The sequence below is a fragment of the Flavobacterium azooxidireducens genome, assembly GCF_023195775.1.
Taxonomy (GTDB): domain Bacteria; phylum Bacteroidota; class Bacteroidia; order Flavobacteriales; family Flavobacteriaceae; genus Flavobacterium; species Flavobacterium azooxidireducens.
Window position 1 is genome coordinate 3,136,641 of sequence record NZ_CP096205.1, and the last position, 23,390, is coordinate 3,160,030.

General features: G+C 33.6%; 24 protein-coding genes. 1 reads left to right on the forward strand and 23 read right to left on the reverse strand.

Annotation, left to right across the window (positions count from 1 at the left end):
• Positions 1-22 precede the first annotated feature (22 nt).
• The 19 genes from M0M57_RS13525 to M0M57_RS13615 form a co-directional block, all read right to left on the reverse strand.
• Positions 23-931 carry a fumarylacetoacetate hydrolase family protein gene (locus tag M0M57_RS13525; RefSeq protein WP_248433567.1) on the reverse strand — a complete coding sequence of 303 codons (909 nt, stop codon included), beginning with the start codon at positions 929-931 and terminating at the stop codon, positions 23-25.
• A 50-nt stretch (positions 932-981) separates the two neighbouring features.
• Entirely contained in the window at positions 982-2,166 is a 1,185-nt protein-coding gene (locus tag M0M57_RS13530) for a retropepsin-like aspartic protease (protein ID WP_248433568.1), read from the reverse strand.
• Between the two features lie 10 nt (positions 2,167-2,176).
• Entirely contained in the window at positions 2,177-3,286 is a 1,110-nt protein-coding gene (locus M0M57_RS13535; protein WP_248433569.1) for a cupin domain-containing protein, read from the reverse strand.
• A gap of 88 nt (positions 3,287-3,374) precedes the next feature.
• Positions 3,375-3,863: a hypothetical protein gene (locus M0M57_RS13540; protein WP_248433570.1), complete on the reverse strand. Its 489-nt coding sequence runs from the start codon at positions 3,861-3,863 to the stop codon at positions 3,375-3,377.
• Between the two features lie 7 nt (positions 3,864-3,870).
• The gene (locus M0M57_RS13545) at positions 3,871-4,800 is read right to left on the reverse strand and encodes an NAD-dependent epimerase/dehydratase family protein (RefSeq protein ID WP_248433572.1); all 930 of its coding nucleotides are present in this window, start codon (positions 4,798-4,800) and stop codon (positions 3,871-3,873) included.
• Between the two features lie 62 nt (positions 4,801-4,862).
• Positions 4,863-5,384 (reverse strand): nuclear transport factor 2 family protein, encoded by a 522-nt coding sequence (locus M0M57_RS13550; protein ID WP_248433573.1) that lies wholly within the window; start codon positions 5,382-5,384, stop codon positions 4,863-4,865.
• A gap of 25 nt (positions 5,385-5,409) precedes the next feature.
• The gene (locus tag M0M57_RS13555) at positions 5,410-6,153 is read right to left on the reverse strand and encodes a hypothetical protein (RefSeq protein WP_248433574.1); all 744 of its coding nucleotides are present in this window, start codon (positions 6,151-6,153) and stop codon (positions 5,410-5,412) included.
• Positions 6,154-6,337: 184 nt separating this feature from the next.
• Positions 6,338-7,909, reverse strand: a complete 1,572-nt coding sequence (locus M0M57_RS13560) for a tetratricopeptide repeat-containing sensor histidine kinase (RefSeq protein ID WP_248433575.1) — start codon at positions 7,907-7,909, stop codon at positions 6,338-6,340.
• The gene (locus M0M57_RS13565; protein WP_248433576.1) at positions 7,906-8,220 is read right to left on the reverse strand and encodes a hypothetical protein; all 315 of its coding nucleotides are present in this window, start codon (positions 8,218-8,220) and stop codon (positions 7,906-7,908) included. The genes M0M57_RS13560 and M0M57_RS13565 overlap by 4 nt, the downstream gene beginning before the upstream one ends.
• A 15-nt stretch (positions 8,221-8,235) precedes the next feature.
• A complete protein-coding gene (locus M0M57_RS13570; protein WP_248433577.1) occupies positions 8,236-8,967 on the reverse strand; it encodes a LytR/AlgR family response regulator transcription factor in 732 nt (243 codons plus the stop codon).
• Positions 8,968-9,189: 222 nt separating this feature from the next.
• Positions 9,190-10,647: a S41 family peptidase gene (locus M0M57_RS13575; RefSeq protein ID WP_248433578.1), complete on the reverse strand. Its 1,458-nt coding sequence runs from the start codon at positions 10,645-10,647 to the stop codon at positions 9,190-9,192.
• Between the two features lie 6 nt (positions 10,648-10,653).
• Positions 10,654-11,631 carry a carbon-nitrogen hydrolase family protein gene (locus tag M0M57_RS13580; protein WP_248433579.1) on the reverse strand — a complete coding sequence of 326 codons (978 nt, stop codon included), beginning with the start codon at positions 11,629-11,631 and terminating at the stop codon, positions 10,654-10,656.
• A 5-nt stretch (positions 11,632-11,636) separates the two neighbouring features.
• The gene (locus tag M0M57_RS13585) at positions 11,637-12,272 is read right to left on the reverse strand and encodes a hypothetical protein (protein WP_248433580.1); all 636 of its coding nucleotides are present in this window, start codon (positions 12,270-12,272) and stop codon (positions 11,637-11,639) included.
• A gap of 404 nt (positions 12,273-12,676) precedes the next feature.
• Complete coding sequence (locus M0M57_RS13590) at positions 12,677-12,952, reverse strand: TIGR03643 family protein (protein ID WP_248433581.1); 276 nt, start codon at positions 12,950-12,952, stop codon at positions 12,677-12,679.
• Between the two features lie 101 nt (positions 12,953-13,053).
• Positions 13,054-13,878, reverse strand: coding sequence for a sterol desaturase family protein (locus M0M57_RS13595; protein ID WP_248433582.1), 825 nt, complete (start codon positions 13,876-13,878; stop codon positions 13,054-13,056).
• A gap of 36 nt (positions 13,879-13,914) precedes the next feature.
• On the reverse strand, positions 13,915-14,517 hold the full coding sequence (locus tag M0M57_RS13600; RefSeq protein ID WP_248433583.1) for an alpha-ketoglutarate-dependent dioxygenase AlkB family protein: 603 nt from the start codon (positions 14,515-14,517) through the stop codon (positions 13,915-13,917).
• Between the two features lie 69 nt (positions 14,518-14,586).
• Positions 14,587-15,309, reverse strand: a complete 723-nt coding sequence (gene aqpZ, locus M0M57_RS13605) for an aquaporin Z (RefSeq protein WP_248433584.1) — start codon at positions 15,307-15,309, stop codon at positions 14,587-14,589.
• 15 nt (positions 15,310-15,324) lie between these two features.
• Positions 15,325-15,684 (reverse strand): DoxX family protein, encoded by a 360-nt coding sequence (locus tag M0M57_RS13610; protein ID WP_248433586.1) that lies wholly within the window; start codon positions 15,682-15,684, stop codon positions 15,325-15,327.
• A gap of 83 nt (positions 15,685-15,767) precedes the next feature.
• The gene (locus M0M57_RS13615) at positions 15,768-16,664 is read right to left on the reverse strand and encodes an EamA family transporter (RefSeq protein ID WP_248433587.1); all 897 of its coding nucleotides are present in this window, start codon (positions 16,662-16,664) and stop codon (positions 15,768-15,770) included.
• 146 nt (positions 16,665-16,810) lie between these two features.
• Between M0M57_RS13615 and M0M57_RS13620 the strand changes: the two genes are divergently transcribed.
• Positions 16,811-17,404, forward strand: coding sequence for a murein L,D-transpeptidase catalytic domain-containing protein (locus M0M57_RS13620; RefSeq protein ID WP_248433589.1), 594 nt, complete (start codon positions 16,811-16,813; stop codon positions 17,402-17,404).
• Positions 17,405-17,407: 3 nt separating this feature from the next.
• On the opposite strand, the gene M0M57_RS13625 is transcribed toward M0M57_RS13620, so the two are convergent.
• From M0M57_RS13625 to uvrA, 4 genes are all read right to left on the reverse strand, one after another.
• On the reverse strand, positions 17,408-17,797 hold the full coding sequence (locus M0M57_RS13625) for a DUF2721 domain-containing protein (protein ID WP_248433590.1): 390 nt from the start codon (positions 17,795-17,797) through the stop codon (positions 17,408-17,410).
• A gap of 449 nt (positions 17,798-18,246) precedes the next feature.
• Entirely contained in the window at positions 18,247-18,936 is a 690-nt protein-coding gene (locus tag M0M57_RS13630) for a hypothetical protein (protein WP_248433591.1), read from the reverse strand.
• A 496-nt stretch (positions 18,937-19,432) separates the two neighbouring features.
• On the reverse strand, positions 19,433-20,050 hold the full coding sequence (locus tag M0M57_RS13635; protein WP_248433593.1) for a hypothetical protein: 618 nt from the start codon (positions 20,048-20,050) through the stop codon (positions 19,433-19,435).
• Between the two features lie 463 nt (positions 20,051-20,513).
• Positions 20,514-23,306, reverse strand: a complete 2,793-nt coding sequence (gene uvrA / locus M0M57_RS13640; RefSeq protein ID WP_248433594.1) for an excinuclease ABC subunit UvrA — start codon at positions 23,304-23,306, stop codon at positions 20,514-20,516.
• Between the last annotated feature and the right edge of the window lie 84 nt (positions 23,307-23,390).

Genomic DNA, 23,390 nt, shown 5'->3' on the forward strand with positions numbered 1-23,390 from the left:
AGTTAATATAAATAACAGAATACTAAATTTCTTTTACAGTATTAACAATCGTTCCAATTCCCTCCACAGTGGCTTCCACAACATCGCCATCCCACATCCATTCTTGCGGATTACGACCGGCTCCAACTCCAGAAGGTGTTCCTGTTGCGATGATATCGCCGGGTTCTAAAGTGAAAACGGTACTTAAATCTTCAATCAACGCATTGATGTTGAATAGTAAGTATTTAGTGTTAGAATTTTGTTTTTCAACGCCATTTACTTTCAAAGATAAATTCAAATTATGAGGATCTGAAATTTCATCTTTTGTAACCAAATAAGGCCCCATCGGTGCAAAAGTATCTTGTCCTTTGGAAACAATCCATTGACCTTCGCGACGGCAATCTCTCGCAGAAATATCATTTATAACCGTATAACCAAATACATAATCTAACGCATTTTCTTTCGGAACATATTTTCCATATTCGCCAATAACGACAGCCAATTCGACTTCCCAGTCTAATTGTTGGGTCAGTTTTGTGTTTAATATAATTTCGGTATTTGGACCGGTAACAGCTGTTGGTGGTTTAGAAAAGATGATTGGTTTTTGAGGTAATTTTCCGGTAGTATCAAGTGTTCGAGCACTTTCTGCTACGTGTTCGGTGTAGTTTAAACCAATTCCGATAATGTTTTTTCGTGGACGTTGAATGGGTGCCAAAATTTCTACTTCATCAAAGGTATAACCAATTTGTTCGAAGTCGATTTCACGGGTTTCTTTTATCATTTCTGTGATTTCTTCGATGATTTCAAATCCTAAATCAATTAAATCTAACATATCAATTGGTAATGGAAAATTGGATATTTCTCCAAAATCTTCCATATCAATGATTAGGTTGTTGTGAAGAAAGCCTAGGCGGGGTTCTGTGTCTTTTGTTTTGTAGGTGAGTAGTTTCATTTTTGTTTTTTTGTTTTTGTATCGAATAGAGACGTTGCATTGCAACGTCTTTACTGTTCTATAAGTAGTATGTTTGTTTCTGTTTTATCTTTCGATTTTACTTCAATTTCGTATGCTTGATTATCTTTTCTGAAGTTTTTTATTTTAACAATATCGCAAAAGTCCATTTCTTCAATTACAAACGAATCCACTCGGATGATTTCATCTCCATAATTCATTTTATCTCTTAAAGTAACATCCCAAACAAATCCAACTGAATATTTATGATCAATAATTGTAGCACTGTAAATAGGCGGTTTTTTATCTAAAACGATATTTTCAACAGCTTCAAAATAGAATTTCTTCTTTTTAAAGTCGATGATAATATCACCATGCTTTAATAAATCTAAACCAAGTCTGGAATTATTATCATCTGTGGTGTTCGTAATTAAATTTTCGAACCTGGTGTTATTTATTTCAAAAAAAGGAGCTTTGAGTAAAACTTGTTCTTTTAACGGAGCTGTTCCAAAAAGCCCAATGCTACTTGAACCGGTACTTCTTGATAATTCTTCCCATACATTTTCTGTAGAAAGAATACCGAAAGCTCTATTTGACATTTCATAAAAACCATCCATTCCTGTATCAATTAATACTTCTTCGGTAACATCTTTCTTACCATCTTTTGAAAAATTAATTTTTACGTAGGGCGATTTTTGTTCTCCAAATAATTTCAATTTAGATGGTTTCGATTTAGTTTTAAGATTTTTAATATCATCTGTAATAATAATTCTTTTATCTTTTAAACTGATTTTTATTACTGAATTACGCAATAAATTACTACCAATAAAACCATCCATTTTAAAACATTTCAATATAAAATGATTATCCAAATCACTCACCAAAGCCACATTGTTTTCAAACGAAAGATTACCCAGTTTCATTGATTCGATAGCAACCATTTCCATTTCATCACTTTGATTGTTGGCATCGGAAACGTTTATTTTTTTTGTGTTTTGGACATTAATTTCTTCTAAAACTCGTTTTGAAATTAAATTAGGAGCACCGGTATCCAATAAAAATGTAAAGGTTTTGTTATTGATGACTACCGGAAGCATGATTTTATCATTTACCAATTCAAAACTGATTTCTTCGTAGTAATTCTTTTGATTGATTTTTCCTTGATCAAATGCTAATTTTTGAGAAAATATTAAACTTGAAACAAATAGAAACAGAATCAATATATTTAATCTTATCATTTAATTAATTTTAGTTATAAGATTGAAAACCATTATTTTCTGAATATATTTTTTCTTGATATAATCCCAATTTTTCAATGACCGGTAAATCATTAAATGCAAATAAACAAGCATCTTCCGAATCGGAAAGATTATGATGTTCGTGCCAAGCCCAAGATGGAACGCAGAAAATATCTCGCTCTTTCCAGTCAAAACGCTGACCGTTTATAATAGAATAGCCTTTACCTTTAGCACATTGATACACAAAAGATCCTGTATGTTTATGAGCTTTACCATTGAAACCGGCAGGCAATAATTGAATTGAAGCACCCATCGTTTGCATAACATGACCACCAGTGAGCGGATTGGTATAATTCATAAAAATCCCGTCAAAAGGATTTGCTTCACTCACTTTTTGCGTTTCTAGCAAAGCCGGATAAACATTCGACCAAGAATATTTGAAAAGTGGAGAATATGGTTTGTCCCACGTTTTATCAGCTGGAATTAATCCGGCACAACCATAGGAAATGGGTGAGTAATTTAAAGGAGCTGCTAATTCTTGTTTGCCATCCAAAACGGCATAATCGTTCGCTTCTAACGCATTAATTAAAGGAATATCGAGACCATCTTGCCAAATGCAGGTTTTTCCGCCTTCTTCCACACCGTGTTCATGCCAAGTAGAATTGGGTGTGATGACGAAATCATTGACTTCAAGCATAATCTTATTTCCATCCACAACAGTGTACCCTTTTTCGCCTTCCATAATAAAACGAAGGGCTGAAGCACGATGGCGATGAGCAGACGTAAATTCGCCCGGACGAGTTACCTGAATACCGGTATATAACCAACCTACAGCTGCCGAAACGTCTTTTCGTTTATCGTTGACCAAATAGACAACACGACGACCGGCTTGTTCAGGAGTTACGAGTTCTGACGATTTAAGGACTAATTCTCTCAAATCATCATATTTCCAAAGCATCGGAATAGAAGAGGAGCGAGGTTCCCAAGGTTCGATAGCATTAGCAACCGTCCATAAAGCACCAGCTCCAAGATTCTCTAATTCTTTGTAGTAAGCTTTTAGTTCATCTGATTCTTGAACTCTTGCTCTTCCGTAAACTTCGTCCGAATGTTTTGCGTCCATGTTGAATTTTCAAAGTATAAAACGGTAAATTTACAATTATTCTTTGAATTTTTCAAGGGTGAAATTGGCAATGTATTACTTTGAATGACTAATTTTTAATTGCGATTCCATCAGATAATAACCACGAATTTTCGAATTTAATCCACGTATGTGAAAAACTGAATGTTTCACTTTTGTGGATATTATGCTGTTTATCTGTCCAAAATTTATCAACATCATAGTGAATTGTAATTGCGTTTTCAGTTATTTCAATTGCTTTTTTGTGTAAAGTGCAACTGAATTCCAAACCACTATCTTCATTGATTTCATTCATCCAATAGGAACATTTTTTTACTTCGGATAGATTCATTTCATCCGATTGGTAATTGACTTGACTATGAATCCAAAGTTTTTTATAGGAAGTTGAATCGTTTCTTTCAAGGTAATTCCAATAGCGATTTTCCAGCTGCCAAATTTCTTTTTCTATTTCACTTTTCTGAGCAAATACGGAGCTATTCGACAATTGAAAAATTAGTACAAATACTATGAAAAACCATTTTTTGAGGAATATATGATTATTTTCGAATAAAAACTTCATCTCAATTTTACTGTGTTAACGTTTCCAAAACGGGTATGAACGACATATTTAACTCTTTTTTAGCCAAATCATTTTTATAAATAATTTCAGCTGATGATTTAGGTTTTCTGTCATTCAACATTTCGTGAATATCAGATACTTTGTAGGTTTCACTGGTTAACAGATAATCTTTTCCGTGTAAATTGTTTGTCGTTGCTGCTTTAAAAGTAGCCAGTGCCACGTCTTTCACATCCACAATGGCAAAAGGCACATCATTATCAAATAAAGATTGAACAAATTCATCGGGTGCGATTTTATTTTTGATTAAAAATTGCATTCCGGTTGAAGTAGAATCTTCTCTATCCGACATTGATTTTCCCATCACCATAACGGGTGAAACAGAACTAATTTCGAACGAAAGGTTAGGATTGTCTTTTATAAATTGGTCAACCACTTGATTGGCGATGAATTTCGCTTGACAATAGGGATGACTCATTTCGCTGGTAAATCTTTTGTCATTTTCATCAAACGTATCGGTAAAATTTTTGCCATCTGCAGGCATCGGGAAATTGGTATTCCAAGCCGCGACAGAAGCAAGAAGAACAACTTTTTTTACGCTTGGCGTAGCTTTAATGACTTCCAAAAAGTTTTCTGTGCCTTTGATAGTAGGAGTGAAGAGTTCTTTTTCGGGATCGGTAATGGTTAGTTGAAAAGGTGTTCCGCTGTGAATAACAATATCACATTCACTTACAAAATCTTTCAATTGTGCTTTATCTTCAACATTTAATTCTTCAATGTATAAATGATCGGCGTTTTTCAGATTCATCAAATGACGGTATTTTTCTTCTTTTGAAATATCGGTCGTGGAAACTTTTACTTCAAAACCATTGTCTAAAAATTGTTTGGTGATATAGCTTCCTATGAAACCGGAACCACCAATTATACCTGCTTTTTTCATTTTTATTCTTTTTAAAGAAACCTGCAAAGCTTTTGAGTTCCTTGCAGGTTTTGAATTAATAATTATCTTGTTGTAGTACTATCAACCACGGTTGAGGCGGCAGAAAGTTTTTGTAAATCCAAGGCAATTTTGGCGGTATTCCAAAAGCCTACTTCGCGAACAATTTTACCGTTTACAAACTGAGCAGTGATGGCACAAGGCAGGATGTATTCTTCACCAGTAGCTTTTAATGTACCCTTCCAATCACCCCAAAAATTAACCCAAGTTTCGCCGTCATCGGTAACTACCATTTCATATTCTGATTCGGAGTCAATAAAATCTATATTTGAAAAAAGTGTTGCGTCTTCTTTACTTATTTCGATTAATTTATCTACACTAACTGCTTTGTCTTTTGTGACATTGTGTTCAATTTTTGCAGAATCTGCATAAAATGATTTCATTGTTGCCCAATCTGCTTTTTCATAGGCTTCGATTGATTTTTTAAACGAATCGATTTCCGGAGATTGTTGGGTGTAACGGGTTTCTGTTTTCTGACAGCTTATTATCGAAAATAATAGTACAAGAATGATAATTGAATTTTTCATATTAAATTGAATTATAGTTGATTATTTAATTTCTACTCAGTTCTTCGTTATAAACATAAATGTATGACCAAGAATTTTCAATTAGACTGACACCTGAGCTAAGCAATTGATCTGATTTCTTTTTGCCTTTTACTCGTTCAATCATTTTCCAAACACCTTCTTTTTTCACATCCATTTCTGCAAAATCTTTAAAAGTTGTCACAGAAAAATAATCGGCACTATCAGCACTTCCACCAACAGATGAATACCAATAGGCACGTGGCTGACCTTCAATTTCTTTCACAATTGCCGCTCTTTCTTTTATTAAATCAAAAAATGCAATACCGTTTTTAACTCTATAAAAGTTTACATAAATAACTGAACCCTCTTTATTTGTTGAGTTACTTACTTCCGGAATTGTTTTAGAAATAGTGTAGTTGGTTTTTTCTACGTGAGGCATAATAAAGTCTCTCACAATGTCACGACAGGCTTTTCCTGCTGCATCATCCGCATCTAATTCTGCAAAAGTGTTGTTGTAGCCGGACAATACATATACATTTCCACTACCTTGAAATTGCTGCCAAAAACCCCATTTATCGGCACCATTTTTTTCAATATAACATTCTTTCCATTGTTTTACTGCTTCCAAAAACTGGGCTCGATGACCTTGTTTAATTGTGATTTCAGTAAGTGACAAAATTTTACTTTCCGTTTGTGCTTGTGCCTCTGCAAGAAAAGGTAACAACACAATCGCCATCATTACTACGAGGGTAATTTTTAAATTTTTCATGTTTAATTGATTTTTAAGATTAGTTGAATTGGATATAAATCCGGTACTAAGTAAAATGTAATTAACTGAAAATGAAATGGGTTTAGGACGAAGTGGAGTAAAAAATGTCCGAAAAGGCAGATTTGCTTATCGGAGGAGTTTTAATGTGTCAATTGGTCAATGTGGCAATGAGTCAATTTGATGATTAAGCCGCTTTTCGCAGTTTAAAATCAAAAATATGGGTTGTTCCGTTTTCTGATTCTTCTTTCATTGTGCCGTTTAATTGTTGAGTGAGTAAGGAAACCAACTGAGTTCCGAAACCGGTTCCGTGTGTAATTCCGGATTTTCCGATGCCATCATCGGTGACAACCAAATGAAGATGTTGGTCATTTTGTTTTTCTAATTTGATAGTAATCGTTCCTTTATCGCCTTCAGGGAAAGCATATTTTATGGTATTTGTCAGTAATTCATTGATTATCAATCCTAATGGAACGGCTGTATCGATGTCTAAATCGAGTTTTTCCATAGCTAAATTCAGTTTGACTTTTTCTTCTGCACCAAAACTGTCGAGAATGCTTTGACTGAGGTTTAAAAAATAATCTTTCATCTCAATGGAACCTAAATTCGTTCCTTGATAGAGTTTTTGATGAACAATGCTAATCGAATTTACCCGATTTTGTCCTTCTGTCATCGCTTCTTTTGTTTTTGAATCATCAATTTGAGCCGATTGTAAAGCAAGTAAGCTGGAAACTATTTCCAAATTATTTTTCACTCGATGATGAATTTCTTTCATCAATAATTCGTTTTCAGCATTTTTCTGAGCTAACAAACGATTGCTTTTGCTTCGGTTTCGATAGCTGATGAAGCCAAAAATCAATAATCCTACAAGCAAACCAACGACAATAATTCCCAAATATTGAACTAACTTTTGTTGGGATATTTTAGCCTCCTGAAAAGCGATAGTTTCTTCTTTTTTCTCTGTTTCGTATTTGGTTAGCAGTTCCGACATTTTTGCATCACTTTCAATAGAACCGATGCTATCACGTAAGTTATAAGCTTTTTGTTTGTAATTTAAAGCGGATTCAAAGTCATTTAGTTTCTGATAAATTGTACTGACGTGGTGATAATTTTCAATTAGATTCGCAATATCATTATTCGTTTCCTGCAATCGAACGGTTTCCAGTTGATAGGGAAGAGCTTCTTTATAATTTCCTTTTAACAAATTTATTTCCCCTAAATTGGCAGTTACCGTGTTGATTCCGTTTTGATAATTGGCTTCTTTGGCCATTTTTAAACAATTAGTATAAAAACGAATGGCTTCATCATATCTACCTAATTTTTTGAGTGCATTTCCTTGACTATTGCCAATATCAACTCGACTGATTAATCCAAAATTTTTTTCTTCAACGATGGCGGCTGCTTTATTAAAATAGTCTAATGATAGTTGATTTTTTCCCATAGCAATAGCAACGTCTCCTGCATTATTATAAACGTAAAAGAATTCAGAAGTCAAGTTATTTTTTTCTGCCATTTCGATTGCTTTTTCAGCATAATCTAAGGCTTCTTTTAATCGGTTTTGCTTGGTTAAATCCCACGAAATTCGAGTCATTGCATCACAAATTCCGGCTTTATCATCGATGCTTTCCATTAATTTTAAAGCATAAATATTTTTTTGCATCGCTTTTTCATATTCACCTTTTTTCTTTAGAACCCAAGCCAATTTAAACGAAGTTGAAGCTTGTCCTCTTACATCATCAATGGCTTTATATCCTTTCATTGCCTTATCAAAAATAGATTTGCTGAGTCTAACTGAAGTAAGTTAGCGTGCATTCTGCCTTCCATTTCATAAAATTTAGGTTGCCAGTTTTTATCGTTTACTTGATCAGCCAGTTTGACACCTTTTTTGGCAAATTCCAATGCTTGTTTCATATCATTTTCAAAAACAGTACTGACCATTTCGGAAATGATTTCTAATTTTTTGGTTTGATTTTTTTCGGAATTTAGTTTCAGTTCTAATTCAGCTAAAGTAGCTTGTTGACTATGAATAATAAAAGGAAACAAAAGCAAAATAAGTAGTTTTAATTTCATAGTCATCAGATAAAATTATACTTTTTGTATGTGAAGCAACAGTTGTTTTTTTAGTTCCGGACTTACAGGAATGGCTTTTTTAGCAATCACCAAATGACTGGTTGCAATTTCGTCGATGTGATGCATATTGATGATAAAAGAGCGATGAATTCGCATCAGGTTTTTAACGTTTAACTTTTCTTCTAAATCTTTTAATGTGCTGACAATGAGGTGTTCTTTTTCTTTGCAATGAATTTTGCAGTAATTACGTTCGGCTTCAATATACAGAATGTCGTTGATATTAATTTTGATCATTTTATCGTGGCTTCGAACAAAAATCGAATCACTCATAACAAAAGTATCTAAGTCAGTAACTTCTAACTTTTTTTCTTCTTGAATGCGAAGAATCGTCAATTCAATAGCGTGTTGTAAATCTAATTTTTTGAAAGGTTTGGAGATAAAAGCGTACGGATTTGTTGTTTTTGCTCTGTTAAAATGCTTATCATCCGCATTGGCAGTCAAATAAATAATCGGGATTTTGAATTCTTTTTGAATGAAGTGAGCCAATTCAATTCCGTCTAAATCACCTTTTAGATAAATGTCAAGCAGTAAAATATCCGGTAAGGTTTGACGAATTTTTGGTAAAACTTCTTCGGCACGAGGAATAATTCCCAATACATCATAGCCAAGACTAGTTAATTGCAGTGCAATGTTGGCACCTATAATCATCTCGTCTTCCACAATAAGAATTTTTATTTTTCCTTCCATAAAGAAAATAACTTATAAGTGAATAATCTCAGTAATAATCCTAAATGGCGGAGTGATAAGTGATTAAAGGCGTATAAAAGTACTACTTTTTATTTAACTTTTGTTAAAATTTTTATGATTATGTAAAAATGATGTTTTTAAAGTATTTGATCAATTAAATCTTAAGTCTAAACCATTGAATAAGTTAGATTTAAAAAATGTAAACAATTCAATTCTAGAAGGTTAATGGTTCAATGTCATTTGTACCTGATCAATCCAATTATAATTTGGAATTCCTTTATCAAGATAATAATCCGGTTGAATTCCTTTGTCATCAATTGACATATCCGGTATTCGTAAACTTTTGGAAAGACAATAGCCTAGTTGAAATTCGTTACACGGAGAAGGAACAAAGTTCATATTTGAAATATCTAAAACACCCATAGTAGTCGTTCCAAACAGCTTAATTTTTTTACTTTGTTTAGCGGCTAAAAGAAATTGTTCCGTCGTACTTCCGTTACCTTCATTAATGATGATGCCAATATTCTTTGGGAATTCATAGATAGTATCAAGCGTCTGAATAGTAACAGGATTTTCATCTAAATTTACAAATTTACCAAGGTGTTTATTTAACTTTTCATAAGCATCAGCAGCCCATTTTTTGTCTTGTTCCGGCCAGTCCGGATCATTCATAAACTTTTTCATACGGTCGTTATTGAGCGTTGTTGAATACAATTCCACACTAACAATTCGAATTGGATTTGTGTATAAATACGGAATTATATTTCGATAACTTACATCGCTTCCGCCACCATTGTTGCGGACATCAACAATTAAATTTTTTGTTTTAATTATTTTTTCGTGATTTGCTGTAATTACGCTATCAATTAATTTTTTCTGCGAATGGTCGAAATCAGGAATTCTAAAATACAACGTGTTGTCATCCAATTGATTTAAGAAAGGAGTGTTGCTTTTTAACGAGGCAAAAAACTGTTCAATGTATTTATCTTCTTTGAATTCCGGACTTTTTCGTTTCAAATAAATACTTCCAATTTGAAGATGAGTGTTTCCAATTAATTCTACTTTATCACTTTCCACTTTTGAATGATCACGGTAATAAAAATCACTTCGTAGTTTGTTACCTTCTTCATAGATTTTAAATTTAACCTGTTTTTCTCTCCAATAAACACCGTCGGCTTTGATTATAAAACCGATATATTCATTATTTTTTTTGATTACTCCAATCGTATAAGGTTCAGAAACCCAAATGCCTTCGAATGTTGGTTTATTAATTTTTGAGAGATATTTAGCAAATTCTCTCTCGTTGTAAGGATACGTTTCCCAATTTTTAAATCGTTCAATGATTTCCTCATCGGAAGTTTTTTTATCTTGAACAGCATTTGTAGTTTCATTATTTGTAATACGAATGCCTATGTGACCTTTTCTAAAAAATGTCATCCATTCGTAAATTAATTCAGTACACTTATTTAATTCGTTAGTTTCTTTGGCTTTATCAATAAAATTCTTGTTATGCAATTCATATTGATCCTTTCCTTTTTTTTCTAATACAAAAGCATAACCGGCATCGTTTTCTTCAAATGTTTTTTTTGCCCATAATAGATTAGCTAAACAATCACAATTTTGCGAAAAACCCAACGTAAATGTGAGTAAAAAAGTCAGTAAAACTAATTTGTTTTTCATACTATATTATTTATTAAAATCTTCGTGGTTATCTATAAACGTAATTTTTCGGGTGGGAGCGGTGTTCACGCGGAGATCAAAAATATCAAAGCGATTATAATGTCCGAGAATATCGTGCATTTGTTTCGGTTGAATGCATTTTTCCAAATCGATGTCGGCATACACAATTCCTTCGTCATCAATCAAAGGTTCGCCAACAACAGCTCCGTTTGGACCAATAATTCCTGAGAAAGCGGAACTTTTTCGAGTTAATAACTCTTCAATATTAGGAACATCGGGTTTTAAAACAGCCATAATTTCTTTTGAAATCGTGGAACACGAAACAACGGTGAATAATTTCCCTTCAAAGGAATGAGCAGCAGCACGGATTTTAATCGCTTCCGCCATATTGTAATCAGGTGGAGCAACAGGAAGCGAAATGTAATTGGCAATATGAATTAATTCGCCTTGTGATAATAACGTAAATCGAGCTAATGTATTGGTGTTTTCACCACAGGCTAATGTTCCGATTGGACCAATTTCGGTTTTATAAACTTTTAAAGTCGAACCGTCACCGCTTGACCACGTTAGTTTTTCTGCCCAAGTTGGGACTAACTTCCGGTGTTTTCCGATGAGATTTCCATTATTATCGATGATGAGATTAGAGTTGTAAATTTCGCCATAACTATCACCACGTTCATTAATTCCGATGACCACGTGCATATTGAAATCTTTTGCAGCTTTGAATAAGGGTTTCATCGACTCATCCGTTACAGCGACTGAATTTTTATATAATTGTTCATACCATTTACTGCCTTGCACGGGTGTCATAATCCAGTTCCAATACGGATATCCGGCAACGAAAACTTCCGGAAATGCAATTAATTGAGCTCCGTTTGAACTGGCTTCTTTGATGAAAGAAATCGCTTTTTCAATTGTTTTATCAACGTTTAAAAAAACAGGAGAGGTTTGAACGGCAGCAGCTTTGAATTTTGGAAATTTCATAATATCTACATTAAATTTTTAAACAGAAAGAACATTGAAATAGAACTTAACAACAACATTAACTTTGCATGTCTTCTCACTGAAGGGTTGTAACTGAAAATTTTGTCGCCTGACGGTAAAGACTTTTTACTGACTATCAAGAATACGGCTATTGCAAAACCTAACATCCCGCCGGCAAAACAGATTATATAAGCAATTGGAATAGTATATTTTGGTAGGTTTTCATAGCTGTATAACTTTAATTTTTTCTCTTCTTGATAATCTACAATTTCCTTTTTATCAAAAATTATGTTTTTTTCTTGAATAATATTTTTTGCTAAAAGTACATCTAAAGGATGCCATTCTTCTTTGTTTTTAATAACATCGATAAGCTCTTCATTTGAAAAATCATAAAGAAAATGATCTTTATTTACATTTGAAACCACAAAATTATCTTTTACCAATTGGTCTACTTTTTCTAAATTTTCAGGTTCAATTTGTATCAGATAAGGTTTATTGGCTTCATTTAACGACATTGTGGGATCAAAATCCGATTTAATGTCTTGAAGAATATACGGAATTTCGTTTTTTTCCAGTAATGCTGTTAGCTCTAAAGAACTTTCGGCATCAATAAAACTCATATATGTTTTAAAATCGTTCATTTTAATTAAACTAATTTCATTATAATTAAGAAAGATATTTTTGTTTTTTAATTAGGTTATAAAACTGAGTTTTTCAACATATAGAATTTGATGTATGCAATATTTTTGGAAGCAAATATCCTTAAAACATTGTTTTTCATCTTTATTTGTCAAAGATGGTAAAGATAAATTTTCTTTAAAATAGTTGACTTCAAAAGACTATCTTTTTATGGATAAATTGGGTTTTTTAAAAAAATAAGAAAAAGAATAAAAGTATTGTTTTTCAATTATGGTGAATAATTAGAATTTGAAAATATTATTCCAAAACTTTTAACAGCTTGCAAATCGATTTTAGCTATAAAAAAGCATTAGAATACTTTTAATTATTCTGCAAAACTATCATTGCCAAATTGATAACGAATGATTTAATCAAATTTATTTTTAATGTAATATTTGCCTTCTAGGTCATCATCAAAATCATCGATAATGGGTTTAGGCTTGGGTTTACTAGCTGTAACTTTTTTTTTCCAAAGCTCAAAATTGTCTTTAGATAGTTTTTTACGCATAATTTCGGTTACTTCATTTTCTGAAATTCCGAATTCAACTTTTAATACTTCAAAAGGTTTTTTTTCCTCTTGAGCCATACTAACCACGCGTTCGAGTTCTTCGTGAGTCAGTTCCACTCTTTTACTTTTTTTCATTAGTCCAAAAGCACAATTAATATTTATTTTTTAATTTCATTTTATCAATCAATATTACTAAAAAAATAAATTACTTTTTCAAAAGAGGTGATTTTTTTTAGTTAAAGTTCAGGAGAACGTGATTTTTGAAACGGAATCTTAAGTAAATTACTTAAATGATTATTTTCTTCCGGTTTCATGTGCGTGTCTACTCCGTAAACAATTTTATCTCTTTCGAGAAAGGAATAAGTGCCAAAAATTCGATCCCATATAGAAAAAATATTTCCATAATTACTATCAGTATAAGGCAATTTGTAATGATGATGTACTTTATGCATATCTGGGGAAATGATAAAATAGCTTAATAATTTATCCAACTTTTTTGGAAGAGGAATATTGGCGTGATTAAATTGAGAAAAAACAACCGAAAGCGATTGATACAGAAAAACCATCCACATCGGACTGCCCACAATCAAAACGCCAAGAACGGTAAATACAAATCGAATGACACTTTCACCAGGATGATGACGATTGGCGGAAGTGGTGTCAATCCAAGTATCGGTGTGATGAATGAGATGAAATCGCCATAAAAATTTGACTTTGTGTTCAATTAAATGTACTAAATAGGCTCCGATGAAATCCAATAACAATAATCCAACTAAAGTATAAACCCAAATATTCATTTCGGGCAACCATTGTAAAATTCCGAAATTTTGTTGGATGGCAAAGTCGGCAGCTAGCAACAAAATGAAAGCCATGACAAAATTAACGATGATTGTTGTAATGGTAAAAAAAATATTAATTCCGGCGTGATTTAATTTGTTGTATTGAAACTTGAATAACGGAAAGGTATTTTCTATTAACCAAAAAATGGCAATTCCGCCAACCAGAATTAATCCTCTGTGCAAAGACGGAATGGTTTCAAAATAATCGATAAGCGTATGCATTGCATTTTTTTTACTAAAGTAATAAAAATATTAAAATTATTTAATTATTCTGAAAGTCAAATTAATGCGTTCTGTAATGGGCTTGGCTGTTTTCGGGATTTGATGTTTCCAAAAATGTTGTGTAGTTCCTTTCATCAATAACAAACTACCATGTTCAAGTGTGATTTTTAAATTGGCATCTTTAATGGAATTGTGTTGCAAATGAAAACTTCTTTCGGCACCAAAACTCAAAGAAGCAATCACAGGATTTCGACCTAATTCTTTTTCATTATCGGCATGCCACCCGTTGCTGTCTTTACCGTCTCGATACAAATTCAATAATACGGTAGTGAAGTTTTCTTGAGTAATTTCTTCAATTTCATTTTTAATAAACATCAATAATGGATTCCATTTGTGTGGATGCATTACAATATTAGAGTAGGAATAATTTTTTCCATCATTGCCAAACAAAGCAGTTAATCTGGGTTGAAGGTGAGTTTTTCCATAAATAGTTATGCTGTCTTGCTGCCAAGGAACTTCATTTTTTAATTTAAGCAACAATTCATTGGCTTTTTCAAAAGAGAAAAAACCAGGATAATATTCAATTTCAGCATCCGGTAAATTGAATACTATTTTTTCTTTTGGAAATAGTGAATTCATTCCGTAAAAATAAAAAAAAAAGCGACGGAAATATCCATCGCTTTTGAGAAAACTTAAGATTGAAATTTGTTAGTTTTCGTGGTTTTGTAATACGTTTTTATAGATTAATCCGGCAACCACTGCACCTAAAATAGGAGCAAGCCAGAATAACCAAAGTTGCATGAGAGGTTCTCCACCTGTAAAAATGGCTTGAGAAGTTGATCGAGCAGGGTTAACGGATGTATTTGTAATTGGAATACTGATTAAATGAATTAATGTTAATGCCAAACCAATCGCAATACCAGCAAATTTTCCGTTGGCAAACTTATCAGTTGCTCCTAAAATCACTAAAAGGAAAAACATTGTTAATACAAATTCTACCACAAAAGCAGCAGCCATCGAATACCCGGAAGGAGAAAAAGCACCATAACCATTGGATGCAAAAGCTCCGGCTTTGGTGTTGTCAATACCTAAGAAGCTGTCCTGTCCGTTCATGATAAAATACAATGTTCCTGCGGCAGCTAATGCTCCTATGCATTGAGAAACAATGTAAGGCACTAATTCTTTTGCATCAAAACGTCCGCTAGCCCAAAGTCCGAAAGAAACGGCAGGGTTAAAGTGTCCGCCGGAAATGTGTCCAACAGCATAAGCCATTGTTAAAACGGTAAGTCCAAATGCTAAAGCAACACCTAAAAAGCCAATACCTAAGTGAACTTCTGTTGGTGTTACAAATCCAGCTGCAAAAAGTGCACTTCCGCAACCGCCGAAAACCAACCAATAGGTTCCAAAAAATTCTGCAAATAGTTTTTTCATGATTTGTTTGTTTAATTAATATTTAGTGTAATGATATGCCCAATAAATCAAGACGAGTTGAAGTGGTAGTCGGATAAAACGTACCCATTTAGGTAATCCTAAACCTGCTTTTTCATTTTGAAACATATATAAATTTGCTGGAAAAACTGCGACTAATAAAAGTATAATACCCCAAGCTGCTAACACAGTTGTTTGAGGGATGCACAAAAGAATCCCTAATACAATTTCAGCTAATCCAGAAATTATATTAAGTAATTTTGGTTTGGAAAAAAAAGGAGGAATGATTTTTAAATATAATCTCGGGTTGCGAAAATGGTTACAACCGGCTATAAAATAGATAGCCGCCATGCAATAGAGATGCCAAGGTAAATTCATAAATAATCGCTATGATTACTACGAATTTAAAAAAAAAATGTTAATTAATTATATAAGTAGAACAAATTCTACAAAAAATATAATTATTTTTTCTTTTTAAAGTTAAGATTCATGATAATTATGGCTAGGATAATCAACACAATTCCAAACCATTGCAAAGCATTTACCTTTTCACTGAGGAGAAAATAGGCCATTAGTACAGAAACGGGTAATTCTAAAGAAGAAACTATACTACCAAGCCCAATTCCTGTGTAAGGAAATCCTGCATTTAATAACATTGGAGGAATAATAGTTCCGAAAAGAGCCAAAATAATTCCCCATTTCAAGAAAATATCAAAATTGAATGGTGTGTTTTGGGTAATCAAAGCAAAAATAAAAACAATGACTGCTCCGCCTAAAAGCATATATAAACTGCGTTGTGCCGAAGAAATACCTAAAGAAACACGATTGGCAGTAAACATCGTTGTGGTAAATGAAGCGGCGGCTAAAATTCCCCAAAATAAACCTCTCCAGTCTAATTCAATTTCATTTTTTAATAAGTTTGTTGCCAAAATGGTACCTATTAAAACGATAACAACGGCTATGATTTTTTGAATGGAAGGAAGTTTTTTATCCAAAATCATTTCTAATAAAACGCCCATCCAAACGGTTTGCATTAAAAGGACAATGGCAATCGAAACATCAATGTATCGAACGCATAAATAATAAAAAACGCTTGTCATTCCTAAAGAAGTTCCGGCAAGCATCAACTGAAAAATGTTCTTTTTTGATGCTTTTATAGCTGTATTATTATTTTTAACTCGTTGAAAAGAATTGATTATCAAAACACCAATAATTCCCAACACAAATTGAGCTGTCGTTACTTCTGCAGTGGTGAAATTTTCTTTGTAGGCAAGTTTTACAAAAGTGGCCAACATACCATAACTAGTAGCACCTAATCCAACTAAAAAAACTCCTTTTAACACACGGTTTCCAAACATAATTTAATTTTTAAAAAGCCTGCAAAGATAGGGAAAAGTTACGAGTTGCGGTAGGAAAGTTTAAGGTTTCAAGTTTCAAGTTTCAAGTTTTTTTTGCTCTGATAATACTTTTTCGAATGATTTTTAGTTAGAATAAAAAAAGTCCAGTGAGAAAATTCCTTTTACTCTTCGTTTTAAGTTTTGTGTGTTGCAATCATACTCCTCCGGTTGATGATGCGAAAGATTACACTTCCATTCATAACGAAGCATTGACTTTTTGTAAAGAAAATCAAATGAATCAGGATTTTTATTTCTTGATTGATATGAGTATTCATTCGGGTAAGAATCGCTTTTTTGTATATGATTTTAAAACGAAAAAAGTGAGTCAACAAAATTTGGTTACTCACGGAACTTGTGATGTTTTTGAAACTAATCCGGAGAAATATAAAAAAGCCAAATTCAGCAACAAACAAGACAGTCATTGTTCGATGAAAGGCAAATTCAAAATTGGTAAACGCGATTATAGTTCATGGGGAATAAATGTGAAATATTGGATGCACGGTTTGGAATCTTCCAACAACAATGCAGTTAAAAGAGTGGTTGTTTTACATTCCTGGCCAGCAGTTGCGAACGAAGAAATTTATCCAAAATATTCTCCTTTGAGTTGGGGTTGTCCAGCCGTTTCCGATGAATTTATGGTTGTTTTGGATGAAAAACTAAAGACTGTTGAGCAACCTGTTTTGATGTGGATTGTGGAGTGATTTCTATTCAACCAAATCTTTTAAATGCACTCGCAAGGCTTTTACAGAAATACTAATTTCCCAAAACGAAATGCCTAGCGAAATCAATAATGCCAATAGACTTCCTCCAAAAAGAATAATGCCCGGCAATTGGTATTCAAAAAATAAAACCAACATTGCAAACACTGACAAAAATAAGCTTAGTACTCCTGCTAATTGCATATAACGAATCAATGTTAACCGAAGATTCAAATTGGCTATTTCGATCAAAATGCTTTTGTTTTCTTTTTCGTCATAGGTTTTTTTTAATCCTCGAACAATTTGAGCAATGGTCAAAAACCGATTGGTATAAGCCAATAAAATTAACGAAGTGGCAGAAAAGAGCAGGGCGGGAGTGTCGATGGTGAGTGTCATTGTGAGGTTGCGGGTTTAAAGTTTGCCAGTTGCGAGTTCAAAGATAGTATTTAAACTTTAATGTAAATTTTACTTTTTCAACTTTAAATTTTGTAAAAGATAATTGGGTAAAAAACAGAAAAAAAGTATGGTGATTATGAGTTTATGATTAATTTTCCCGAAAACGGAATACCTAAAACGTTTAAATCGCATTTTAGTTTGAAGAGGTAAATGGTTTTTTAGAAAAATGCTAAATTATATGATGATTTATTTGCTACGAAGTCAGGGACTTCGTAGAGCGGATAGTTTTTTTTTGGTTGAAGATACTAAATCTAAAAAGTGATGATTTATTTGCTACGAAGTCAGGAGACTTCGTAGAGCGGATAGTTTTTTTTGGTTGAAGATACTAAATCTAAAAAGTGATGATTTATTTGCTACGAAGTCAGGAGACTTCGTAGAGCGGAGAGCTTCTATTCTACTACTATTTGGCTAATTTTTTCACTGTATTTTAGTTTCTTGATTAAATTAAGAGATTGATTTATGTATTTTTCTGCAACTTTAAATTCTTCTTCATTAAATTTTTGTGAGTCAATTTGGAAGTCTAGCAGAATCAAATTTTCAATAAATTCAGAGACATGAATATCTTTATTTTTCTTAAAAATACTACTTATTTCTATCTTCTCTTCTAAAGTGAGCTTCTCTTTTTCTTCAAACTTAACAACTAAATCAGGAAATCGATTTAAATTAATTTCAAATTTAAGTTTGTCGATTATTTTGTTTTTCTGCTTTTTGGTTTTTATGTATTTTTTTAGTTCTTCAATAGGTAAATCTGAACAAAAGAAGAATTCAATTTTTCCTTCAACTTCAGATTTGTGAATTTCTAAACGATTTTCAAAAATATCTGATTTCCAACAAATAGTGATATTTCTTGATTGAGAATCAGGAGAAATAATTTCTGCATTTGCAAAAACAAAATTATCTTTTTCAGTAATTTCAATTTCAGTCATTCCGAGAAATAAATTAAAAAAATAGTCTTGAAATAGATTTTCATACTCAAGTCTACTTTGAAGTGTTTTACCTAATTGCTTTGATAATTCATTCTTAAAGCTTTCTGAAAAATTATATTTTTCCTCGTAGAAATATGAGACCCAATCTTCCATTTTAAATTTATTTGTCTTTTTGGTTACTGTTTTCTGTGAATTTCCCACGAACTTGTATATAATAGCTACTTTACATCGTATATCCATCCATCATAAAGAGTGATACTCGCATGCAATAGCCTTTTTTTTTCACTAAAATACAAAAATTCCTCATAAATTAACATTTTCACAAATAATTTTAAATTAAAAATAAATCTCTTTACAGCACTAACCCGCATGAGGGATTGAAGAGAAAAGCCCGCAGAGTAGCCGGAGCTTGCGTAGGCGGAACGAGGACTTGGAACGTAAAGCCCGACCCTTGTGGTCATGCCCAAATTTTTTTGTTTCAGGTTTCAGGTTTCAAGTTTGCTTTGCTAGTCTTTCTTTTGACTTTTATCAAGTTTCAGGTTTTGACAAAAAAGAGAAAGCCCTGCTACTTGGGGATTTTCGCAGGACTTTCTTCAACCAAACTTAACCAAACTTTTTAATCTAACTAACCAAACTCAAATTTATTTACTTATTTTTTGTCTTCAATCAACGCTTTTGTTCCATCTGCTTTGTAGTAGTAGTAACTGTTGTCGTTGTAGGTGTAACCGCTGGTATAGTTTTCTGAACTTCCGTAGTAGGTGTTATGGGCGTAACCATTGTTTCCTCTTGTAAAATTCACTTGACCAATTGTGCGGGTGATCATTCCTCTGTTGTTATATACAATTTGCATGCCACCAATTTGTGAAAGTGCAAAACGGTTGTATCTCATATAGACTGTTCCGATACGGCTTACGCGGTTTCTATTGTCGTAGTTAATGAACGTGTTGCCAACGCGACGAACTCTTCCAAAACTATCGTGCTCAATCCGAACTCCGTAATTCACGGCTGCTGCGGTGGTTCCTCGGGTGCCTCCTTTGCGGTAGAAGATGCCTCCTTGACTGTCTTGCGGACGAGTGTTAAAATCGAAATCACCGTTTAAGAATACAAAGAACTCGATACCTCGCTCCATGAATACAATTGGTTCTGCGTCCATGTAATTTGAGTAAGCAACATTTCTTTCAAAATCAGAAAAAGTTGTTTTTTCTGCTGCTAAAGCCAAACTTCCAACCAGTAAGTTTGCGGCTACTAAGAGGGTAATTTTTTTCATGACACATTCGATTTAAACTTTTTGCCTACTCTTGAGTTTTTCAGCTTTCACTAAAAACTGATTTGTTTCAGTTTCTTGTTTAGTTATTTTCAATTGCTGTGCCAAAAATGAATTTTGTGTTGTGAATGAGTTGTTAATGATTTTTAAGTGGTTGATTTTAAGGGTGATGGGTAATGGGTGATGGGTGAAAGGGGGAACACAGATTTCTAAAATTTGAAAAAAAAATAATAAACGATTTCCAAAAACAGACAACGGATAACCTACAACGGATTTAGAAGCGAATGGCTCGGGCATTTTCAGCCATCCTTATTCCCGCTATCCGCTCTATCTTTTGTTTCGCAAGCTACACAAAAGGATACCGCTTCTATCGGGGCTAAAAAGGAAACAAATCGCCTACTTGGAAAGTTTTCAGTCGCAGTTTTCAGTCGCAGTTTACAGAAAACAGACAACAGACAACAGAGAACTACTTCAACTTCTCCTTCAAATACTTCCCCGTAATCGATTTTTTGTCTTTTGCCACTTCTTCCGGAGTTCCGAAAGCAATTAATTGCCCACCGTTTTCGCCACCTTCCGGACCAATGTCGATGATGTAATCGGCACATTTAATTAAGTCCAAATTATGCTCAATGACAATAATGGAATGTCCTTTTTCGATTAACGCTTCAAACGAAGCAAGTAATTTTTTAATATCGTGAAAATGCAAACCGGTGGTAGGTTCATCAAACACAAAAAGAGCTTTGTCTTTGGTTGTTCCTTTCACTAAAAACGAGGCGAGTTTAATACGTTGAGCTTCTCCACCCGAAAGAGTAGAGGAGGATTGACCCAATTGCACATAACCTAAACCAACATCTTGAAGCGGTTTCAATTTCTGAATGATTTTGGTTTGCTTTTGTTCGTCAAAAAAAGCAACGGCATCATCGATGGTCATTGTCAAAATGTTATCAATATTTTTTCCTTCAAATTGTACTTCGAGGATTTCTTTTTTGAAACGTTTTCCGCCACAGGTTTCACATTCCAAATGAACGTCGGCCATAAATTGCATTTCGATGGTTACTTCGCCATCGCCTTTGCAGGTTTCACAACGACCGCCATCCACATTAAACGAAAAATGTTTCGGTAAATAACCTCTAATTTTAGATAGTTTTTGTTTCGTAAACAAATCCCGAATATCATCATACGCTTTGATGTACGTTACAGGATTAGAACGAGAACTTCGCCCAATCGGATTTTGATCGACGTATTCAATGTGTTTAATATGCGAGAAATTGCCACGTAATTCAGTGAATTGTCCGGCTTTATCGCTCACACCTTCTAATTTTTTCTGTAAAGCAGGAAACAATATTTTTTTAACTAACGTACTTTTTCCGCTTCCTGAAACGCCGGTAATCACGGTTAAACAATCCAAAGGAAAGTTGACGTCAATATTTTTTAAATTGTTTTCACGAGCTCCGATAATTTCGATATGATTCTTGAATTTCCGTCTTTTTTTAGGAACCTCAATTTCTAATTCGCCGTTTAAATATTTCGCCGTTAATGAATCAGCTTTTAGAATTTCACTAAAATCGCCTTCGGCAACTAAATGACCACCGTGCGTTCCAGCCTCTGGACCAATATCGATGATGCGGTCGGCGGCTTTCATAATGTCTTCGTCATGTTCAACAACGATTACTGTATTGCCTAGGTTTCTCAGGTTTTTCAAAACTTCAATCAACCGTTCAGTATCTTTTGGATGCAATCCTATGCTAGGTTCATCTAAAATATACATCGAACCCACCAAACTACTTCCTAACGACGTAGCCAAGTTGATGCGTTGCGATTCGCCACCCGAAAGAGAAGCGGAATTTCGGTTTAACGTTAGATAATTCAAACCCACTTCATCCAAAAATTTCAATCGGTTATTGATTTCAATCAGCAATCGTTTCGCTACTTTTTGATCGTATTCTGATAATTCCAATTGTTGAAAAAAGACAATTAAATTTTTTATTGGCAAATCAACCAACTCCGAAACGGTTTTGTTGCCTACCTTAATATAATTGGTTTCCGTTCGTAAACGTTTTCCTTTACAAGTTGGACATTTTGTTTTTCCTCGGTAACGCGAAAGCATCACACGGTTTTGGATTTTATAATTTTTCTCTTCCAATTCTTTGAAGAAATCGTGTAATCCGGTGAAATATTTATTTCCGTTCCAAATCAACTGTTTTTGTTCATCAGTCAATTGAAAATAGGGTTTGTGAATCGGGAAATCGAATTTGTAGGCATTATTCACCAACTGATCGCGGTACCATCCCATACTTTCGCCTCGCCAAGGGAAAATAGCATTTTCATAAACGGATAAAGCGGTGTTAGGAACAACTAATTCTTCATCAATTCCAATAATATTTCCGTAGCCTTCACAAGTCGGACAAGCTCCGTACGGATTATTAAAACTGAACAAATGAACATTTGGTTCTAAAAATGTGATACCATCTAATTGAAAATTGGTGCTGAATTCGAGTCTTTTTTGAGTTGTGACATCTTGCACATAACATTCGCCTTTTCCTTCATAAAAAGCGGTTTGAATGGCGTCGGCTAATCGATTTAAGAACTCCTCATCGTCTTTCACTACAATTCGGTCGATGATTAAAAGAATGTCTTTATTGTCTAAGGAGTGCAGTTCTAATTCATCCAAACGGATCATTTCATTTTCAACTAAAATCCGAATAAAACCTTGTTGAAGCAACACTTTCAATTTGTCTTCCAGTGCTCTTCCTTCTTCCAAATGAATAGGAGCGAGGAGGAGCCATTTGCTTTCTGGTTCAAATGAGGTAATGATTTTCACCACATCCGAAACATTTTGTTTTTTTACTTCTTGACCTGAAACAGGCGAAAAAGTTTTACCAATTCGGGCAAAAAGTAATTTCAGATAATCATATATTTCTGTAGAAGTACCAACCGTAGAACGAGCATTGGTTGTATTTACTTTTTGCTCGATAGCAATGGCAGGAGCAATACCTTTAATATATTCCACTTTCGGCTTGTCTAATCTTCCAAGGAATTGACGAGCATATGACGACAAACTTTCCACATAACGTCGCTGACCTTCGGCATACAACGTATCAAACGCCAAACTCGATTTTCCGGAACCAGAAAGTCCTGTGATAACCACTAATTTGTTTCGCGGAATCGCCACATCAATGTTTTTAAGATTGTGTAGTTGAGCTCCTTTAATTAGGATATTTTTCTTGGGTTCGAGTAGGGCAAATTCTTCTGGTGTCATAGCAAAGTTGAAAGAATCGCAAAGATAGTGATTTGAAATTTCAATTAAAAGGTTGGGATTTTCTATTTTTTATGGAGTTAACAA

Excerpts from the sequence above, each read along its gene's own strand:
- M0M57_RS13635 (WP_248433593.1), bottom strand. The coding sequence starts at position 20,050 with ATGAAAAAAATTACCCTCTTAGTAGCCGCAAACTTACTGGTTGGAAGT.
- M0M57_RS13575 (WP_248433578.1), bottom strand. The coding sequence starts at position 10,647 with ATGAAAAACAAATTAGTTTTACTGACTTTTTTACTCACATTTACGTTG.
- uvrA (WP_248433594.1), bottom strand. The coding sequence starts at position 23,306 with ATGACACCAGAAGAATTTGCCCTACTCGAACCCAAGAAAAATATCCTA.
- M0M57_RS13540 (WP_248433570.1), bottom strand. The coding sequence starts at position 3,863 with ATGAAGTTTTTATTCGAAAATAATCATATATTCCTCAAAAAATGGTTT.
- M0M57_RS13610 (WP_248433586.1), bottom strand. The coding sequence starts at position 15,684 with ATGAATTTACCTTGGCATCTCTATTGCATGGCGGCTATCTATTTTATA.
- M0M57_RS13630 (WP_248433591.1), bottom strand. The coding sequence starts at position 18,936 with ATGGAAGATTGGGTCTCATATTTCTACGAGGAAAAATATAATTTTTCA.
- M0M57_RS13595 (WP_248433582.1), bottom strand. The coding sequence starts at position 13,878 with ATGCATACGCTTATCGATTATTTTGAAACCATTCCGTCTTTGCACAGA.
- M0M57_RS13565 (WP_248433576.1), bottom strand. The coding sequence starts at position 8,220 with ATGAAATTAAAACTACTTATTTTGCTTTTGTTTCCTTTTATTATTCAT.
- M0M57_RS13570 (WP_248433577.1), bottom strand. The coding sequence starts at position 8,967 with ATGGAAGGAAAAATAAAAATTCTTATTGTGGAAGACGAGATGATTATA.
- M0M57_RS13615 (WP_248433587.1), bottom strand. The coding sequence starts at position 16,664 with ATGTTTGGAAACCGTGTGTTAAAAGGAGTTTTTTTAGTTGGATTAGGT.
- M0M57_RS13545 (WP_248433572.1), bottom strand. The coding sequence starts at position 4,800 with ATGAAAAAAGCAGGTATAATTGGTGGTTCCGGTTTCATAGGAAGCTAT.
- M0M57_RS13585 (WP_248433580.1), bottom strand. The coding sequence starts at position 12,272 with ATGAACGATTTTAAAACATATATGAGTTTTATTGATGCCGAAAGTTCT.
- M0M57_RS13560 (WP_248433575.1), bottom strand. The coding sequence starts at position 7,909 with ATGAAAGGATATAAAGCCATTGATGATGTAAGAGGACAAGCTTCAACT.
- M0M57_RS13600 (WP_248433583.1), bottom strand. The coding sequence starts at position 14,517 with ATGAATTCACTATTTCCAAAAGAAAAAATAGTATTCAATTTACCGGAT.
- M0M57_RS13525 (WP_248433567.1), bottom strand. The coding sequence starts at position 931 with ATGAAACTACTCACCTACAAAACAAAAGACACAGAACCCCGCCTAGGC.
- M0M57_RS13590 (WP_248433581.1), bottom strand. The coding sequence starts at position 12,952 with ATGAAAAAAAGTAAAAGAGTGGAACTGACTCACGAAGAACTCGAACGC.
- M0M57_RS13550 (WP_248433573.1), bottom strand. The coding sequence starts at position 5,384 with ATGAAAAATTCAATTATCATTCTTGTACTATTATTTTCGATAATAAGC.
- M0M57_RS13530 (WP_248433568.1), bottom strand. The coding sequence starts at position 2,166 with ATGATAAGATTAAATATATTGATTCTGTTTCTATTTGTTTCAAGTTTA.
- M0M57_RS13555 (WP_248433574.1), bottom strand. The coding sequence starts at position 6,153 with ATGAAAAATTTAAAAATTACCCTCGTAGTAATGATGGCGATTGTGTTG.
- M0M57_RS13580 (WP_248433579.1), bottom strand. The coding sequence starts at position 11,631 with ATGAAATTTCCAAAATTCAAAGCTGCTGCCGTTCAAACCTCTCCTGTT.
- M0M57_RS13625 (WP_248433590.1), bottom strand. The coding sequence starts at position 17,797 with ATGACACTCACCATCGACACTCCCGCCCTGCTCTTTTCTGCCACTTCG.
- aqpZ (WP_248433584.1), bottom strand. The coding sequence starts at position 15,309 with ATGAAAAAACTATTTGCAGAATTTTTTGGAACCTATTGGTTGGTTTTC.
- M0M57_RS13535 (WP_248433569.1), bottom strand. The coding sequence starts at position 3,286 with ATGGACGCAAAACATTCGGACGAAGTTTACGGAAGAGCAAGAGTTCAA.